Here is a 16,749-nt window from a genome sequence, read left to right as displayed (position 1 = left end):
CCGCGAGGCCGGCGTGGGGCGATTGGTAAAGATCGTTGTGTGGATAGTTGCCGTCATTCTCATTATCGATCTGCTTGCGGCGGACCGTACCACCGGGATCATGACCCTAAATCTTTGGACTCTTTTCGCCGCAACTGCATACGCCATTTTCACTGTGGCTTGGGTTTGGATTCTGGTGGTCAACATTTGGCGCGGTCTGAAGGTGCTCAGGCGCGGTCTGAAGGCGCTAATTTGTAGTTCAGAGGCAAGGTCTCGTTTGTTTGCGATCATCGTCTGCTCATCAATTCTATTCGCCCTGATCTGGGGTTATCAGACCTTGGCCTATAAGATCGCCGATGTTTCATTTTGGGGGGCGATCGCGTTCTGCATGACCATCGGGATCAGCGGCATCATTGCGGCCTTTGCAGTCGATCGTTCGCGTACGGGCCGCCGATAAGCGCTGCAGCCATCGCCGTATTGTTTCCAACTGCCTGCCCTCTGGCCGCATTTGCGCCCCGACGCATCAACGCGTCAACTAAAGCTGAAGTATAGGCATCGCGCTGCGGCCCTTGCGCGCTCAGAACGCGGGCGATTTCGCCATATGATCTCGTTGGGTCGGGACGCATCTGATTGAGCAGAGCGTTGCCCATCGCCTTCACGGGCGTCATCAGCGCGCCGGTCAACGTCATATTGGGGTTGATCAGCGGGATACCGCCCGTCGCCGCTCCCGGCTTCATTGCCGCTGCGGCGGCCGTGCGCTGCGCGGTCTGCGAACCCTGATTAACGGTCTGGTTCGTGTTTCTGAATACCGTGTTCCGGTCGATCGAATTGACTATGTCGCTGGTCGGTCCGGCTCCGAAGATGCTCGCAAGTTTTGCCTCATTCCACCCGCCCTCCCCCTGCATAGCGCTGCGCAGCGCGGCGAGGTCATTTGCCTTTGTGCCGACGGTGCGATCAATCGCACCTCTCGCGCCGACGCGCAAACCCGCGATCTCCTCCGGCGTCATATTCTGCATTTGAGTGTTCAGGTCGGCTGGGTGAACTGCACCCTGGCCCGAACTCAGGATGGAGTTGCCAGTTTCGATTGCATCCGCGCCCCGAGCCAGCGCCGACGACCGATCCATAATATCGGCGTAGCCCGGTACTTGATCGCGCAGCGCTCTGTTCAGTCCCGCTCTGACCGCGCCAATTGAACCCTGCGATTTGCTCACGGCGCCGGGCTGCACGCCCAAAGTCAGATCACCCCGATCAATTAGCATGTCGATCGCCATTTTGGCATTCTGCAGCGTCTCGGCCCTGGTCACGGGAACCCTGATCGGATTGCCTTCGGCGTCCTGGGCATCCTGCATCAGATAGTCCCGCGCCCACGCGAGCACCGCTGCTTCGGGACCGCGCGCTGTATTCAAGCGCTGGCCGATATCCGCCAAGACATTCGACGTATCGACCGGACCAGCGTTCGTGAAAATCTGCGGCAGAGGAGCGTGAATGGCCGTTCGCTGGGCGACGATGGCATCAGTGACCGCTTGTGGGCTCTGCGCCGGCCCGATCGCGGCGATTAAGTCCTGATTTAGACGATTGTTCGTTCCTGCGTCTCTCCCTGCCAGCGCTGTCCCCAAAATGGTGCGGCCTTCGTCACTATTGAGCGAAGCGCCCTGGGCTTTTCCTGTGAGCGCGGGCCCAGCGTCCGCCAGCATCCCTTGATCGCCAAGGCGCGCGAGATTGGCCTGAACCATCTGGGGCGTGTCGGCCTCAATCGCCGGAATCAACTGTTTCTGCGCCGCGCGCGAAATGCCCGGCGCGCCTCCATTGACGAGATCCGCAATGCCGGCATACCCGGAGCCAATGCCGCCGGCGGCGATCGGAAGCGCGGCGCCGGTGCTGAGACCAACTATGGCGCCTCGAGCTGTCCTTGATGCTGCATCGCCGACATCCGTCAAATCTGGGGCGCTTGACGCTCCTTGCACGCCTCCATAACCAGCACCGGTCAATCCGCCGGCGAGCGCTCTTTCCCCTAATCCCGCGCCCGCAGCTAAGGCGGACTCAGGGGCAGTCGCTGCGATCCCCGCCGCGCCGCCGCCAAAGCCCAGGATTTTTGATAGAATTGGATGCGCCGCTTCGACGGTCGCATTTTGCATCCGTTCATCCCGGAGATTGCCGGCATAATCAGTCGATTTTCCAGGCCCTGTTTTCCACCAATCAGCCGGCAACCAATCAGGTCTCAACCAATCAGGCATGGGCAGATTCGCTGTAAGCGTATCGCCTGCCGCCGCAATGCGATCGGAAAACGGGATTTCCGAGGTTAGCATGCGACCGACATCGCCTACATTTTCCCAAAAACTTTTCGGCGGCTGCGCCTGCATGACTTGACCATGCGAAGGATCGGTCTCGACGCCAGCTGGGTTCAGCGATCCCGAAACCCGAGATTGCTGACGCTCCCGCATAACGGTGTTTGCTTGCGCCAATTCATCCGGATCCGTGATGGCGCCGAACGATTGCGCAGCGGTCGGCGGCACAGCGCCGGGTCCCGTCGTTCCTTGAGCGGCCAATTGGGCCTGCGCCTCCGACAATTCATCCGGATCGATGATCGCGGCCATTTATTTCTCCCGCGGTCCGGCGTCGGCGACGAGCGGATCGTCGGGCGAATAGACCGAAAATCCGCTCACATCAGTGCTGGGGACGATCACGCGTTTTTGGCCCTGATATTCGTAAGTGTGCCCGAATTTCGCGGACGCGAGGGGAATGGCATTCTTTCCCGTCGTGGCTTCCTGCCAGGCTGCCGTCGCGTTATCGTAAGCGTCGGGCCCCTGCCCATTCTTGAGGAAAAGATCGTGCTCGAACTGCGCTTTTTTCTGCGCGACCTGATTAAGCCTCACAAGATTATCGATAAGATGGGCGTTGGCCGGGCCTCAACGCCGGGTTCGGCGAAGTGATCTCGGCGGATTCGAGGCCCAAATTGGTATGAAGGCCCAATGACTGGGCTTGCGCCTGCGCGGCCTGCATCCCGTATTTTTTCAGCAGTTCCAGAGTGGGAAGATTGGAGTCCGCGTCGGCGACGGGATGCCCCATGAGTGTGCCCAACATGTTCACGACGGACAAGCCGTGCATCAATTGTTCGGAGCCCTCACCGCTCGGCAACAAACCGCCATTCTTGGCGATGATGGCCTGCAATTGGCGAAGCGGATAGGACGCAGCCATGAGCTGCGGGCCCGCTTCCTGCGCCGCCTGATATCGCGCCGAAGCGGCGCCCTGCTTGGCAAGAGTATTTGCGCCCTGCGCCGCGTTGGCCTGTCCCTGCCGTACGATTGACCCGACCGCCGAGTTTGGACCCAAGATCGCCGAGCCGACGCTATCCGAACCCGGCGCCGGAATACCAGATGGCGCACCGGGCACTGTCGGAACGGCGATTTTGTTCGTCGGATTTTGCTCTGATCCACCGAGGACGGTCGGGACCGTCCCATCCGGACCGACATGACTGAGCACGCCGGCGCGGAAGATCGGCGCGCCGGGGGCCTGGTTCTGATAAGAGATGCCCGTGTTTCCGAGCGCATCGGTCATCGGCCGCGGCGCAATGGTTTCCAGCAGCTGATGTTTGACGCCCGGATCGATATTCGGATTGGCGAGAACAGCGCCGATCGCCCCCGCCGATACCGGTGGCTGCGCGCCACCAACCGGCGCCGCGGGAGGAGCCGCAGCTGGCATGGGCCGCGGTGAAGTGTTCGGGGTCGGTACTGGACCTGCGAGACGTATCGCACCGCTTATGGCTTGCGCCGCTGGAGCGGATCCGAGCGCCGAATTGAATTTCTGGACATATGCCGGCGCCGTCGTGCCAAGGGAATCCTGCACATCGCCTGCCTGAGCCTGAGGCTTTCCGGTGAACCACATCGACGCTGCGTCTTGCGGATTGCCCGTTTGGGCGAGATATTGCCCAAATTTGTGGTTGAAGACTGCGTCTTGAGCCTGCCGATCGGCGGCAAATTCTTGAGGCGACATTTGCTTGCCAAGCGCTTCTTGCGTCCATTGCGGGACGTTTGAGGCCATAATGCCGTAACGGCCGATGGCCCGATTGCCGTTGCCGGTATCGGGACCGACCGCCGCATAATCGCCGCTTCCCGCGCTTTCGTTGGATGCGATGGCTTCCCGGTACGGAGCCAAAGTGTCCGCTCCATTCGCTTGCGGGCTCGGCGCGGCGCCAGGCTGCGGCGAGCCGGCCGGAGAATAGGCGGCGCCGACGGAATTCGTAAGCTGCTGCTGGTCAAGCGCGCGGGATGCCTGCTCCTGCTGATCTGCGAGATGACCCGTGTACCCTCCAACGAGGGCGCGCGCGAGCTCGCCAAATCCCTGCGCCACGCTTTTCACCGGCTGCGGCTTCATAAGCTCGTTAGCATAGGCGTAGAGCTGCTGTCGCTGCGCCGGCGTCGCGTAAGCCGGATTGATGAAGTTCGGCGAGGCCGCAAGCGCCGCGCCAAGGCCATCGGTAGACGGATCAGCCATCGACGCCCCTCACCGCGCTCTCGGTCGCGCGCTCGTAATTCACGCGCATAAACCCATCATCGCCGACATGTACTGCTTCTGGGCAATCCTCGGCCACATCCTGAGCCATCAATCCAATTTGCATCTTCGGATCGTCGTGATAGCGGAAGCGATAGACGGGCTTGCCATCGAAGAGTCGGCCGATCTCAGCGATATCCCGCTTCGCGCGGCGATCAGACGTAGTACCGGCGGCCGGCGTGCCTGGCGCCCTCGCCAATCCACCGAGAATCGCGCTCGGGATGCTGAACAGGCCTGAAATCGTGTTCTGGAACTGCTGATTTTGCTGATCGAAATTCTGTTCTGCGGTGCTCTCGAAATTGGCCGGCTGAACTTGTTCCTGCGGTGTTGAGACCAGGGAAGAACTGACCGAGCCAGGTTGGCCCTCGCCGAGGAGCGTTCCCAGCGTCTGGATTGGAGCCTCATAGCTCTGAAGCGCCTGATTGAAGACTTGGTTCTGATCCTGCGCCATGGCGTTTTCAACCGATCCGGTCTGATTCTGATTGAGTGAACGCTCCGCATTATCGTAGGCGGTCGACCCCTGCGTGATGCCCTGCGCGGCGAGCTGCGAGTCAAGATTGCTCTGTTGCTGCGTGAATGTCGGCTGCATGAATTGGGTTTGCATGTTCAGCAGCTGGCTGGTCAGAGCATCGTTCGACAAGTTCGGTCCCGAGGTCAGAGACGGCGCGAGGTTCGTCGCCAACTGCCCAGCATCGTTCGCGACTTGCTGTTGCGTCCCGACTGTCGCGTTGAAGAGGCCCTGCTCCTGCGGGCTCAGCGCCGTCGTCGCAGTGAATTTCGGTGTCCCGTCAGGATTGGTCCCGGATTGGGTGAAAGTTTCGGACCCAAAAGGCGTCTGCTGGTTGACGTCATTCAGCTCGGCCTGCTGCGTCGCGGCTTGTTGATTGAAGCCCTGCTGCGTGTCAGCCGTCTGTGTGGGATTTGGGGGCGTCGGCTGACTGAGACTCATCTCGCCCTCTCAATATATTTTTGAGCATCCGCGGCCAGAATGCCGAACATGATCGCATCGAGCCGCTTTGTCGGGCCGAAGTAACGCTTCAAGACGCCCTCGCATTTGAACCCGAAGCGAGGCAGCGCCTTGATCACGATTTTATTTTGGCGCGGCATCCGGGCCGTCACGCGATTGACCTTCAAGCCGACGAACGCGAACTTCATCAACCCGCGCAGGATCGTCGGCGTCATCGCGCCGGGGCCATAAAAGCAGAGCTCGACGTTCGATCCGTTGAAATCGTGAAATGATGCGGCTCCAACCAAGAGCCCTTCACGATCGATGATCCCAATCGCCCAATACCAATTGCGCAATGGAGAGCCGAATTTCTTGGACGCCCAATCTGCAACTGTTTTGTCGTGACCGAAAAGGAGATTCAAATAAATGCCCCTCGTTCCGCCAAGATATTCCACCCGTTCAGCTGTAAATTGCTCGTAGCGGACGGATTATTCGGGTTCTGCTGGGTCGTGACTTTCGTCCAGACCGAGACGTAATGCCCGATCCCTTGGGGAGACAGCCAGTTATTTGTGATGCCCGGCGCATTACCCCAATTGAACTGGCCCCATTTGACCTGATTCCACAGCGCTTGCGATGTGGTAACTGGCTGCTCCGTCGAGAATGTCGCGGCATTCTTGAAATCTACGTCGATCCCGATGGAGGGTACAGGATTGGCCGACGCAGTGATCAGCGCCTGCAAGCTCGTATAGCGCTTCAGTTGCGCCGCGTTTCCGAACGAATTATAGGCGCCCTTGACGATGCAGCAAATCGGCTGCTTCCCGTCTCCAGATCCGACATTCCATTGAAAAACAGTGCCGTTATTGCCGCCCCAGAAAATATTATCCGCGGCGTCGACTTCCCAGCAATTGGCGTTAATCCCGAACAGCGGCGATTGCAACCCCGTGCTCGGATCGATCCCGATGAAGCGCGACCAGGCCCCGATGATGGTGTTCATCACGAATTGCATCTGGAAGGCGTTTTCTTGCATCGGGATATTCAGGATGGCGAGCGTTCCCAGAGGGAATTCAATCAGCTGCCAACCAAAATTATTCTTAAATTGCTGTGCGGCCAACGCCATCTGATTCATGATGATCGACGTCAGCGAAACCCTGTTTGCCGCCGCGCGATCGGTGGACAACATCTCCGACATGCCGACGACGCCGTCGACGGTGATAATCATCAGATCGCCGGAGATGCGCAGAAAGCAGCGGCGCTCTATCGGCGAGCCGATCTGATATCGACCGACGAGCTGGAAGGTACTCGCCGTGGTCGGATCCGTCCCGGCAAAGACGATGACCTCACCGCGGGACGTCATAAACGCGATATATTCATCGACATTCTGCCGGGTGTCGACCGTCCATGTCCCGATCGCCATGAGAAATCCGCCCTTGGTCATCAATTGACCGAGGGGGAAGGTCTGAGCGGCGCCCTGGATGCCTCCGACAGTGGTTAAGAAAATGACGTCCGTCGAGTTATTCTGAACGAACCAGAGGCGTTGCTGATATGCGTTGACTTGAATGAATTGCGTCGGGTCGATTCCATCGCCGGTGATGGGCGCCTTGCTCCATGTGGTCCCGTCGTAAAGGAGGACGCCATCGGCGCCATTGCAGGCGATGATATGCTGCGCCTGAGAGGCGTTCGAGAACATGATGTATTGGAGCCGCGAATTTTGCAGCCCGGTCATTGTGGTGGGCGTGGCCGGACCGACTGCGGTGCAATCGTAAATCGTCCCGCCCGCGACGCCGAAGATCTTTCGCGTCCCGTTGAACCCGTTGAACGCCATGAGGGTCTGGACAGGCGTCTTGTTAGTCCCCAAACCCGTCGCCTGGACAACCGAACCACGGCGCGGCTCGATCCAGCCCGGCCGGCAAACCCAATTGTCGAGTTGAAAAGCCCGATCCACCGGCATATTGGCCAGCGGCGAAATTGCATCCCAACCGCTGACAGGCGCCGGCAAAGGTACGCCCTCGACCACCACCATCTTTTGTGGTCGTTTGGCTTTCGCAGTGATGCGCATCGATCAGTTTCCGACCGGTCCCGGAAAAGATCCGTCCTGAACAACAGACGCGAAATAACCGACGCGCGGGCTCGGCAGCGACAAGGTTTTCGCGCCGCCGTCATTGCCGTATTTGCGGTCGACGTAATCCTGATATTCCTGCTGGAAAGCGGCGTAGTCGAAGCCCTTGATCTGCCACATCCGCCACTTCGCGCCGAGGATGAAGATATTCTCATCCAGGATCGGGAAATCAGTGTCGGCCAAAAACCTCGCCTGCGCCACGCCATTGGCGCTAAGCACCGAATTCTTGGAAATGTATTCGAAAACGATATCGATTGGCGTATCGATCGCGCCCGGCGGCGGCCAGAGCCGATAATTATTGATCGGCCCATTGGCTTGCTTGAGACCGTTCGAGCCGATCTGCCGGAAATGTCGGCGAGGCCCGATCGTCACAATGCCGGATCGATGCCACTGATCGAGTTGAGGGCTGTCTGGCCCCATCAAAGACCAGCGGTTCGTGCGATCCCACCATGTCTGGTTGATAAATCGAGAAAAATCGGCCGGCTCCGGATAGGTGTCTTTCGCGAAAACCATCGGGACGCCCGTTTGAGTGGCGGTCGCCGGCTGATCAATGGTGACCATCGTCGGGCCAGGGACGGTGGCTACACGCGTCGCAACGGGAAGGAATTGCCCATTGACGACCCAAAGCTGGCTGAATTGAGTGGCGTCGCCGCCGCCAAATCCATCGCTAAATCCGTCGCTAAATCCATCGGCGCCGACAATCTTGATATTTTTGATCAGCGGGCTGCCTTGCAGAACGTCACCGATCGCGTTAACGGGCTGCGCGACATGCAAATTGTATTCGGTTTGCAGCGCGGTCCAGTCGTAATTCTGCTGGATTTCGCGAAGATCCCGATTGATTAGCGCTCCGAGTTGACGAGTCTGAAGATCGGTCGCGCCCGCGACGACCGCGGGCCGATCAAGGCCGAGCTCGTCGCAAGCTGTCTGAACGATTTCCAGATAGGTCATCGGCATTGTCGATAGCTCCGATTACGCGCCGGCTACGCAGACCCATTGCGGCGCGGCGCCGCCGGATCCCGCGACGAGCATAAATATCGCGCCCTTCCCTGCAGCGATGGAGATATCGCCCGTGGTGCTGCCATTGAGGGTGGCGCCGCCGAGCGGCGGGAAGACCAGCGCTGCAACGGCGCCGACGTTGAAGACGTAATGCTCCTTGCCCATGGCGATCGGGCCAGTTGGAAGCGTATAGGCTGTGGCGCCCGTCTGCGCATTGGCCAGGGTGATCGAGCTTCCGATCTTCGCAGCCCCGGCCTGCGTCGTGCCGATGCCATTGAGCGGCGCAATATTGTAGCCGATGCGCTCGGCGACCGCCGGCGGCACGCCAAGGCCCGTGAGATCCGTCTGAATCGCCATGATGGTCTTCCTTTTTGGGGTTGAGATTGGAGAGACTACTCGTGCGGCTTACGCGGTTTTCCGGCCGGCCATCCGCCGCGACGTTTCGGCGGCGCATCGAGAGATTCTTCCGAGTCTGCGGCTTCCTCTTCGACGAACATCGGTTCATCGGAGGCCTCGATTGCAGGCGCGGCGTCTGTATCGGGTAGGTCGTCGTTCGGGAAGGTTTGGCGGCTATCGCCGAATTGCGGCGGATAATCGGTGGTGCGCCCCTCGCCGAACTGCTGGGCGAGCGTCGGATCTCCATTCGGGATCATCGCAGGCGGTATTTTCTGGTTCTGCGCCGCGAGAAGCCGATCGATCTGCGTCTTCATGAGCGCGATCTGGTTGCCCTGAACCTCGATCTGGCCCTTGAGCTTGTCGTTTTCCTGCTGGAGGCGATGCATGCCGACGCCGCCATTGGCCGCGGCGAGGAATTCCTTGGCCTTGCGCTGCCATTCCGTCGCGCCCATGCCGATGGTCTGCTGGCCGTGCGCGGTCAGGCCGGCGAGCTGCTCTACCGTGTGGACAGCGAGCGTATGCAAATTGGCGGCGATCTCGGGGTGTTGCGGGAAAAGGCATTCCAGCGGCGTCCCGGCCGGAGCAGGCTTCTGGCCGCCCTCATAGCGCGCCCAATGGTGAGGCCAGCGATGCTTCGCCGCGTCATTTTCCGTCACCGGGCGATCGATGTAATCCTTCTCGCCAGGCTGCTGGATTCGGACATAGGGCAGCGACACGTGATAGGGTCGGCCGCGCTCGCGCGATTGAACCGGATCAAGCACCGATTTCGTATAAAACAGCACGTTCACGGTTTCGTCGGAACCGAAGCGAACCAGACCATTGGGCTGGATCGTTCCTCCTTGGCCGTCAATCGTCACATGGTTATTCATGAAAGGTCACGCTCCAAAGAGGAACGAGGCGAGCCTCAACGGCGCGCCCCGGTTATTTATTAGCTCGGCAGCAAGACTTGCGGCTGGTTGAGGAGACCCGGCGCCACGCCGGCGCTCGCCCCATTGGCGGTCGTCAGAATGATGCCATCAATCGCGACGTTGGCCGCTGCCGTGCTGGTCAACTGGCCAGCGGTGGCCGAAGTGAACAGCGCGGTATTGGCGGGCGTGCTCGCCGCGGTCAGAATCGCCGGAGAGAGACCGGCGGTCTGAACGAAGCCGAAGTCACCACCAAGAGAGTTGACTTGCGACATGACGCCGACCAATTGGCCGGAGACCGCCGCGGCGTTCGCGCTGGTGAGCGCCGTGAAGTTCCAATTGGCGTCCATGAAACCCACGGTGCCGACCGGATAAGCCGCGGCGAATTTCACGAAGACATATTCGGAATTATCGACGCCCTGAACGACCTGACCCAACGAAAAAGGCGGTCCAGGAAATTCGGGGGTCTGATTGTTGACGGTATAGGTGATGGTCAGATTGACGCCCTCGAGAGGGGTTGTCGCAAAGGCCAGCCCGGAAGCGGTTGCAGGCATGATGAGGATCCTTTCGGAAAAGCGAACTGAAGCGGGAAAGAAAAGCGAGACGATGTGGGGCCGTCTCGCCAAGCATGATCAGCTGGTGAGAACGCCTTGCAGGAAGGCGGCGCTCAGCGTCATGTTTCCCGCCCAACCGAGCAGGCGGACCATCGCGTCCTGGTTGACCGAAAAGCGGTTCGGATCGAGCGGAACCATGTCGCGATCGGCGTGCGGACGCCAATGCAGATACTTAGTGTTCAGCATGTACATCGTGTTCGTCGGCGCGCCGCCAACGGCCGAACCGCCCGCAATATCCGGGGTGAACGGATCATTGGCGAAGCCCTGGAAGCCGCCATCAAGCACGACGTCGGCGCTCATATATTTGAGCGTCTCGAACCCGATTTCAGCCATATCCGGCGCGCGGCTTTCGGTTTGAATGCGCTGGATGGCCTGGAGGCTCTCGAGATAGAGCTGCCAGTAATTGCCGTCCGCAACGATCAGATCGGGCATGTCGCGCCCGCGAACCAGCTGCTTCCACAGCGAGTTCATGTAGTGCTGGATATTAGCCGACGTCGCCGCGCCGCCGCCGTTCGCCAGCGCCGAGAAGGCAATGTTGCGCCAAAACAACCACGTCGCCCGATCAATACCGCCGACGACGCCAGAAGTCGGCGTGTTGGCGACGAGATTGGCGAGACCGTTGATCGTGCCCGTCACGCTGCCGTCGCCGTACATGGCGAGAGACAGGCCGTTCAGGAACGTATCCTCGCCATTCTCGATGCGGCTTTCCAGCAGATCGATGATGGCTTCCTCGCCGGAGTTCTGCAACTCCTCGAGGCCGGAGATCGATACGGCGAGCGCAGCCTGCCGGATCGGGAATTCCGCCGCAGTAAAGGTCTGCGAGGGGCTGATATTCAGGGTCTGATAACCCGAATACCATTGGAAGGTCTCAGCGTCCTCTTTGCGGACCATTTTGCCGTCGCGGAAGACGAAAGTTTCCCGGCTCATTTCACCTGCTCAATTAGAAGCGAAAGCGCATCGCGCAGACAGATTGCCTCGCTTAGTTTAAGATCGAGCTCGGTATCGGATGACGCTTCATAAGGGCCCGACGAGATCAACAACGAAATTGGGCGATCGCGCTCAATATTGCCGTCATCGTCTTCTGAGACGAGCACAGTGACTACGCTTTCTATGAATTTTCTCGCCTTGTACCCAGACCTGAACTCAATTTTCATCACGCTGCTCCGTTCGGCGCTGGCGTTGGCGCCATGAGCGTTTCGATCCGCCGCTGATGCGCCAAACCGGTTGCCTCCATCTCGCGGGCGTGCGTCTGCGCCGCAATCTGCGCCTGCAATTGAAGTTCGGCCATTTTCTGTGCATGCTCGGCGGCGCGATATTCGGCCTCCCGCTGCATTTGCGCCATTTCCATCTGCGCTTTCTGCTGCGCGACCTGAGCGTCGAGCGTATTGGTCGCCATCGCGCGCTGATTGTCCTCAGCTGAGGCCTGAGCATCGATCTGCGCTCGCTGGATCTCAGCCTGCGATTTGGCCTGCGTCTCCTGCAACTCCAATTGCTGCTTCTGGATCTCGGGATTGGGCTGCGCTGGCGCGATCTGCTTCGCGACAGCATCCTTCTCGGATTTGTCGATAAATTCCTCGATGGTGCTCTCGAGATCGCGACCGGCGCGGAAACCTCGCACGCCGAATAGCAGCATTTTCCCAAGCATGGGCACGGCATCGGGGTTCATCTGCCCGATTTTGAAGCTTTCTTCGATGAATTGGGTCGTCGCCTTCAAGAACTCCGTCCGGGCCTGCTTATCTTGGTTCACATCATCGACGATTGTGGAGTCCGTCTCGATGTCGATGCGGAAGCCGCGCATTTTGTCCTGCTTCAGAAGGTCGATCGCCTTCATGATCAGGATTTGCTTCTCCTGCTGATGAGCTTGCATCTGCATTTGGTATTGAGCCATCTGCATCTGAAATTGCGCGTCGGGATCTACCGCAGGTGCAGGTGCACCGACTCCACCGGGCGGCTGCGGAGCCGCGTGAACCATCGGATTTGAAGGCGGAACGCTGGTAGGCGCTCCTCCAATAGGCGTTGCAGGCTGGCCGACTTGCGTTCCCGCAGGCGAAATTGGCACCGAGGGTTGCTGTGACCGAACCGGCGGCATAGGCAAGCCGTTGGGATCATGCATCCCTGATGGAGCGCCAAGGGGCGGCCCTCCGTTATGTCCGAGCATGGGCGATTGGGGTGGCTTTGGCGCAACTGGGGCTGGCCCACCGATCCCGTCATCAAACATCGCTCCTGAAATATTGATCAGCGTCTCGACTGGAAAATGCTCGGCGATAATCTCGCCCATCATCTTGATGGTGTCGCGGCAGAAGCGGGCGACTTCCGTCTGGCGCCGTTGCAATCTCAAGCTGCCCCAACGGCCCTTCGTCTGCACCGCCTCGGCGGTCTCGCGCGGATCCGCCTGCCCCCGCATAATGTCGGCGAGGCCTGTGATTTCGTAGAGATCTTTCTTGATCTGCTCGCGCGCCTGTGTGAGCCCGACGAGAACGTCCGAAATCTCCTTGATCGGCAGGAACGAGATCGCCGAAGACAGCCCACCTTTTTCCGCAAATGCGGCCCAAGATGAAACCGGGATCAGCTTATTCTCGTGCCCTTCATCAAGCAGCCGCGCCAATTGCTTCTGCGACGAGTCGTAGACGCCGGCGACCTTCAAAGCTTTGATGAGCAGGCTGATCCGGTTCGTGAGATTGTCGATCTCAATGGCCTGATCCTGATATTCGATGTAATCCGGAACGGGCTCAATGGTGTCGTTCGTCATCGTGGCGAACAGGGGCTTCGGGCACGGCCAGAAGCCTTCGAGATTCAGCGGATCCTCGCGCGGCTCCTCGAGGAACTTATCGAACCCTTTCGCGATCGTATAAACCTTCCGCGTCGGCTTATGCCAGATCTCAAAAACGATGGCCTTTTTCATGGCATCGGGCATTTGATCGATGTTGCGGCCGATCTTATTGAGTTCGTCCGTCTCGGGCGTCATCTCCAGTGGGACGGCTTTACCGATCTCCTCGCCGAAATCGTCAATCAGATCCTGGCGCGAGGGGAACAGGCGCCGCGCGACCCATTCAACTTCTTTCCAGAAGCGCGCCTTCGAGGTGAAGAAATCCTGCCAGTGGACGTAATCGATCTCCACATTGGCGCTGAGAAGGCGCTCCGCCGGCGCCTCGTCCGTTTGGGCGTCGCCGTCGGTTTCCTCCTGCCTATCGAGATCCGAAGGCTCTTCACCAACGTCAAGCGGATCGCCAGCTCTATCTGAAAGTTCGTCGTCGCCGCGATCCGTCAAGCTCGACGCCGCGCCGATCACCGGTTTGAACCGCAGCCACGGCACGCCGCGACCGACAAGCAAAAAGTCCAGGACGCATTGTTCCATCGTATCATGGAAGCCGCTGTCCGGCAGCTCGTAGCGCATCGCGCGCTCGAGAATTTGCGCCGCGGCCCGCCCGACGACATCGCGATCCAAAAACCGATGTTCGGCGATCGGAACCGGCTCGCGCCCATAGATTGAGGGCTGAAGCGTCTGAACGTTCGACCAGAGGAGATTCATCCTCATGGGCAAACCGACGTTCTGGCCTTCGTCCGGCCGCTCCTCGCGGTAGCGCTTAATGATCCGCTTGCAGCGGCGCTCCCAACGGTCGCTGCGCTTTTCGGCTAACTCGATCTGGAGCTTCCACGCCGCGCAATCTTCATCGACCGCGGCCGCCGTTACTGGAGGCGACACATCCGCGTCCGAATTCGCAAACTGACGTATGCGCTTGCATGGTCCGCGCGGGGCAATCGCCATCAATCTCTCTCGAAATATTTGCAGCCCATCATGGGCTCAACGTACCCAGCGACCAGATCGCATTTATGCGCGCGGTAATATTCGCAGAGACCGCAGCGGTGAAAGGGCTTGCCCTTCTTGTATTCGGCGTTCTCTTTGGTGAATTTCTCTCCGGTTGCTTCAACGCGCTCTTTTGCGCTGGGCGCCGCGCCATCGGAATCGTAACCGCCGCGAGATTGGCCGGTATTGTCCATCTCGTCGGTCATATCCGCCCACTCCTATGCCGACGTCCCCGGTCTTCCCAGAGCTCGTCCAGCGTGGTTTCTTCCAACGGTTGAAACCGCGTATCTTTCACCGGCTCCGGGATATCGACGCGCCAGGCCTGCGACAAATACTGAAACGCTTTAGCTCCGTGCGACGACCAATCGTGCAGCGCGCTCGCTCGGAACGCCTTCAGCGTGTCGTCCCACTCCCGCCGATAGCTCTCAAGGCACGCAATGCCCATATCTTCCGTCCGGGGGTGAAAGATGCATTTCGGCAGTGTCGAGCGGATCGCCTGATGACCGTCCGCGTCCGAACTGCGGGGCACGACGTGCGGCCGCAGCCCGAGTTCAAGCATGGTCTCAACGCGGGTGCGGTCCGTGCCCCACTCTTTTACCTTGGCGTCATGCGGGACGAAGTCCTTGCCAGGCGTCCAGCCGTATTCTTTCTGCTTGCGCTTCAGAACATCGGAGTAATGCTGAACGCCGACGCCATGGGCCGCGTAATAATCGAGGATGTGAAGACCACCCGGCAAAATCTGAAACCCCCAGATTGCCGTCGAGTCCCTGACGCCCAGATCCCACGCCGTATGAACCGGGAGGCCTTCGACAACCCCGATATCGCGGATCCGGCCCTCAGCACGAACCGACGCCATCTCACGCGCATAGAAAGCGCCGAGGATCGCCGCATTGAAGGAGCAGAGATATTCCTGCTCGAATTGATTATTGCCGAGATCTTCGCCATAGAGCGCGACGTATTCGGCCCGGCTTTCTGCCAACTGCGCCGGTGTCAGCGCGCCGGTATCCTCTATCGTCGAGACTTCAGCGAACCAGCCCGGCGTCTTTCTCGCCATATCCAGCATGGACTTGGCGTGATTCCGTCCACGAGGCGTCGTGATGAACGCGGCCCAGCCGTTATTCTCGATCAGCATCGGCCGGATGTAAGCCCAAGCGATCGGGTTGGCCAAAGCCCATTCCGAGAAGACGACGCCTGCGACGCCGGCGCCGACAAGGCCGTCATAGCGATCCGACCCGATCACCTGCCAGGTCGAGCCGTTTTTCAGCCGAATGAACATTTCCTGGTCATTCGTCGATGCCCTCACCTCGGGAGGGAAGGCTTCGTCAATCCGTCTTTTCCCGGTGTGCGGGTTGACCGCCGTCCAAAGCGCCTTGCGGGCCTGGGCATATTCCGGTAGGCAATGCCAATAGGACGCCACGCGCCGGTGCGCCAATTCGCAAGTCACCGCGAGCGCGATCTCATCCTTTCCCCAGCGGCGATGAGCAATTTCTATGGCCCGCTTGCCGCCGCCGATTAGATATTCGTGGAGAGGCCGCTGATACCAACGGACGCGGCGCTCAATCTCGCGGACGGCTTTCATAGATGGTTTTGAATTCCACCGACCCGCCGCCGTCCCCTGGATCAGCCTTATCTGGCAAATTGAAAGCTTGCCGTTCAAGGCCGACCAAGTTCCGCATCGCAATGGAAAGGCTGGCAACTGCCGTCGCGCGGCCGCCGAGGGAGACCGCACGCAGCATCATATTGCGCCGCTTGAAATCGATCTCACCCTTTGGACCGCTGTGCGCAGCGTCCGCCTCGATCAGGTCTTCAATCTCGTCGCGATTTTCGCTGACCTGTTTCAATTCATCGAAAAGAGCTGCAACCAGCTTACGCCCGTTTCCAATATCCTTCCGGTGCTCGCGAACCAATTGGATGTCTCGCTCGGCGGCAAGCTCAATGGTTTCACGTGCGTTGCTTGCTGAAACCCCTTCTGAAACCAGCCGGGCTGAAACCTCCCGCCTGACTCGTTCAGCTAGATCTCGCTGCCAACCGTCTTTCTTCGCTCTCTTGTTGATGGCGGTGTGGCTGACGCCGTAGAGGCGGCCGATCTCAGATACTGAAAGCTGCCCGGCGCGGTATTCCCGCTCAATCGCTTCCCAATCCACTGCCTTCTTTGGCTTTGGATTTTCAGCGGGCATGGAAGAAGCCTCAAAATGCAAAACGCCCGAACCTTGCGGCCGGGCGTGATTTTGTACAATATAGATTTGTCGCTGATTTGGTCCAACAAGTCAAGAGCTTTGCGACGTTGTCAGCCTACATTCCCGTCAGAGCCAGTTCCCCCTTCTGGTTCCGCTGGGCACGGACTCTCCGGGAACGTGAAAGGGGCTTTCCCGGCTCGCGTGAAGGTGTGCGCCTGTAGCGCCCGGACGGATCTGCGCGTGCGCGTGAGAGAACCTCTATTTTCT

17 protein-coding genes are annotated in these 16,749 nt (G+C 59.5%); 1 reads left to right on the top strand and 16 read right to left on the bottom strand.

The features are described 5' to 3' along the window. Positions 1-22 precede the first annotated feature (22 nt). Complete coding sequence (locus tag WDN46_05210; GenBank protein MEJ0092829.1) at positions 23-436, top strand: hypothetical protein; 414 nt, start codon at positions 23-25, stop codon at positions 434-436. Here WDN46_05210 and WDN46_05205 read toward each other — a convergent pair. The 16 genes from WDN46_05205 to WDN46_05130 all read right to left on the bottom strand — a co-directional run bounded on the left by WDN46_05205 (position 390) and on the right by WDN46_05130 (position 16,482). Beyond that, positions 390-2,573, bottom strand: coding sequence for a hypothetical protein (locus WDN46_05205; protein ID MEJ0092828.1), 2,184 nt, complete (start codon positions 2,571-2,573; stop codon positions 390-392). The genes WDN46_05210 and WDN46_05205 overlap by 47 nt on opposite strands. Continuing rightward, positions 2,574-2,852, bottom strand: coding sequence for a hypothetical protein (locus tag WDN46_05200; GenBank protein MEJ0092827.1), 279 nt, complete (start codon positions 2,850-2,852; stop codon positions 2,574-2,576). 4 nt (positions 2,853-2,856) lie between these two features. Next, a complete protein-coding gene (locus tag WDN46_05195) occupies positions 2,857-4,470 on the bottom strand; it encodes a hypothetical protein (GenBank protein ID MEJ0092826.1) in 1,614 nt (537 codons plus the stop codon). Beyond that, a complete protein-coding gene (locus WDN46_05190) occupies positions 4,463-5,476 on the bottom strand; it encodes a tail fiber domain-containing protein (protein ID MEJ0092825.1) in 1,014 nt (337 codons plus the stop codon). The genes WDN46_05195 and WDN46_05190 overlap by 8 nt, the downstream gene beginning before the upstream one ends. Next, positions 5,473-5,895: a GNAT family N-acetyltransferase gene (locus WDN46_05185; protein ID MEJ0092824.1), complete on the bottom strand. Its 423-nt coding sequence runs from the start codon at positions 5,893-5,895 to the stop codon at positions 5,473-5,475. The genes WDN46_05190 and WDN46_05185 overlap by 4 nt, the downstream gene beginning before the upstream one ends. After that, on the bottom strand, positions 5,892-7,529 hold the full coding sequence (locus WDN46_05180) for a hypothetical protein (GenBank protein ID MEJ0092823.1): 1,638 nt from the start codon (positions 7,527-7,529) through the stop codon (positions 5,892-5,894). Before WDN46_05180 ends, WDN46_05185 begins: the two co-directional genes overlap by 4 nt. 3 nt (positions 7,530-7,532) lie before the next feature. Then, complete coding sequence (locus WDN46_05175) at positions 7,533-8,537, bottom strand: hypothetical protein (protein MEJ0092822.1); 1,005 nt, start codon at positions 8,535-8,537, stop codon at positions 7,533-7,535. A gap of 21 nt (positions 8,538-8,558) precedes the next feature. After that, the gene (locus WDN46_05170; protein ID MEJ0092821.1) at positions 8,559-8,942 is read right to left on the bottom strand and encodes a hypothetical protein; all 384 of its coding nucleotides are present in this window, start codon (positions 8,940-8,942) and stop codon (positions 8,559-8,561) included. 35 nt (positions 8,943-8,977) lie between these two features. Next, complete coding sequence (locus tag WDN46_05165) at positions 8,978-9,850, bottom strand: hypothetical protein (protein MEJ0092820.1); 873 nt, start codon at positions 9,848-9,850, stop codon at positions 8,978-8,980. A gap of 59 nt (positions 9,851-9,909) precedes the next feature. Next, positions 9,910-10,440: a hypothetical protein gene (locus WDN46_05160; GenBank protein MEJ0092819.1), complete on the bottom strand. Its 531-nt coding sequence runs from the start codon at positions 10,438-10,440 to the stop codon at positions 9,910-9,912. A gap of 78 nt (positions 10,441-10,518) precedes the next feature. Then, a complete protein-coding gene (locus WDN46_05155) occupies positions 10,519-11,427 on the bottom strand; it encodes a phage major capsid protein (protein MEJ0092818.1) in 909 nt (302 codons plus the stop codon). Continuing rightward, the gene (locus WDN46_05150; GenBank protein ID MEJ0092817.1) at positions 11,424-11,654 is read right to left on the bottom strand and encodes a hypothetical protein; all 231 of its coding nucleotides are present in this window, start codon (positions 11,652-11,654) and stop codon (positions 11,424-11,426) included. The genes WDN46_05155 and WDN46_05150 overlap by 4 nt, the downstream gene beginning before the upstream one ends. Continuing rightward, positions 11,654-14,203, bottom strand: a complete 2,550-nt coding sequence (locus tag WDN46_05145; GenBank protein MEJ0092816.1) for a hypothetical protein — start codon at positions 14,201-14,203, stop codon at positions 11,654-11,656. Before WDN46_05145 ends, WDN46_05150 begins: the two co-directional genes overlap by 1 nt. A 62-nt stretch (positions 14,204-14,265) precedes the next feature. After that, entirely contained in the window at positions 14,266-14,511 is a 246-nt protein-coding gene (locus WDN46_05140; protein MEJ0092815.1) for a hypothetical protein, read from the bottom strand. Beyond that, complete coding sequence (locus WDN46_05135; GenBank protein MEJ0092814.1) at positions 14,508-15,884, bottom strand: hypothetical protein; 1,377 nt, start codon at positions 15,882-15,884, stop codon at positions 14,508-14,510. The genes WDN46_05140 and WDN46_05135 overlap by 4 nt, the downstream gene beginning before the upstream one ends. After that, the gene (locus tag WDN46_05130; protein ID MEJ0092813.1) at positions 15,862-16,482 is read right to left on the bottom strand and encodes a hypothetical protein; all 621 of its coding nucleotides are present in this window, start codon (positions 16,480-16,482) and stop codon (positions 15,862-15,864) included. The genes WDN46_05135 and WDN46_05130 overlap by 23 nt, the downstream gene beginning before the upstream one ends. Between the last annotated feature and the right edge of the window lie 267 nt (positions 16,483-16,749).

The organism is Methylocella sp. (assembly GCA_037200525.1).
GTDB lineage: Bacteria > Pseudomonadota > Alphaproteobacteria > Rhizobiales > Beijerinckiaceae > Methylocapsa.
The sequence above is the reverse complement of the archived record's forward strand: the minus strand, read 5'-3'. Positions and strand labels throughout refer to the sequence as shown.

Coding starts and splice junctions, on each gene's coding strand:
- WDN46_05135 (MEJ0092814.1), bottom strand. CDS start 15,884: ATGAAAGCCGTCCGCGAGATTGAGCGCCGCGTCCGTTGGTATCAGCGG.
- WDN46_05205 (MEJ0092828.1), bottom strand. CDS start 2,573: ATGGCCGCGATCATCGATCCGGATGAATTGTCGGAGGCGCAGGCCCAA.
- WDN46_05155 (MEJ0092818.1), bottom strand. CDS start 11,427: ATGAGCCGGGAAACTTTCGTCTTCCGCGACGGCAAAATGGTCCGCAAA.
- WDN46_05175 (MEJ0092822.1), bottom strand. CDS start 8,537: ATGACCTATCTGGAAATCGTTCAGACAGCTTGCGACGAGCTCGGCCTT.
- WDN46_05165 (MEJ0092820.1), bottom strand. CDS start 9,850: ATGAATAACCATGTGACGATTGACGGCCAAGGAGGAACGATCCAGCCC.
- WDN46_05170 (MEJ0092821.1), bottom strand. CDS start 8,942: ATGGCGATTCAGACGGATCTCACGGGCCTTGGCGTGCCGCCGGCGGTC.
- WDN46_05180 (MEJ0092823.1), bottom strand. CDS start 7,529: ATGCGCATCACTGCGAAAGCCAAACGACCACAAAAGATGGTGGTGGTC.
- WDN46_05195 (MEJ0092826.1), bottom strand. CDS start 4,470: ATGGCTGATCCGTCTACCGATGGCCTTGGCGCGGCGCTTGCGGCCTCG.
- WDN46_05140 (MEJ0092815.1), bottom strand. CDS start 14,511: ATGACCGACGAGATGGACAATACCGGCCAATCTCGCGGCGGTTACGAT.
- WDN46_05130 (MEJ0092813.1), bottom strand. CDS start 16,482: ATGCCCGCTGAAAATCCAAAGCCAAAGAAGGCAGTGGATTGGGAAGCG.
- WDN46_05160 (MEJ0092819.1), bottom strand. CDS start 10,440: ATGCCTGCAACCGCTTCCGGGCTGGCCTTTGCGACAACCCCTCTCGAG.
- WDN46_05190 (MEJ0092825.1), bottom strand. CDS start 5,476: ATGAGTCTCAGTCAGCCGACGCCCCCAAATCCCACACAGACGGCTGAC.
- WDN46_05150 (MEJ0092817.1), bottom strand. CDS start 11,654: ATGAAAATTGAGTTCAGGTCTGGGTACAAGGCGAGAAAATTCATAGAA.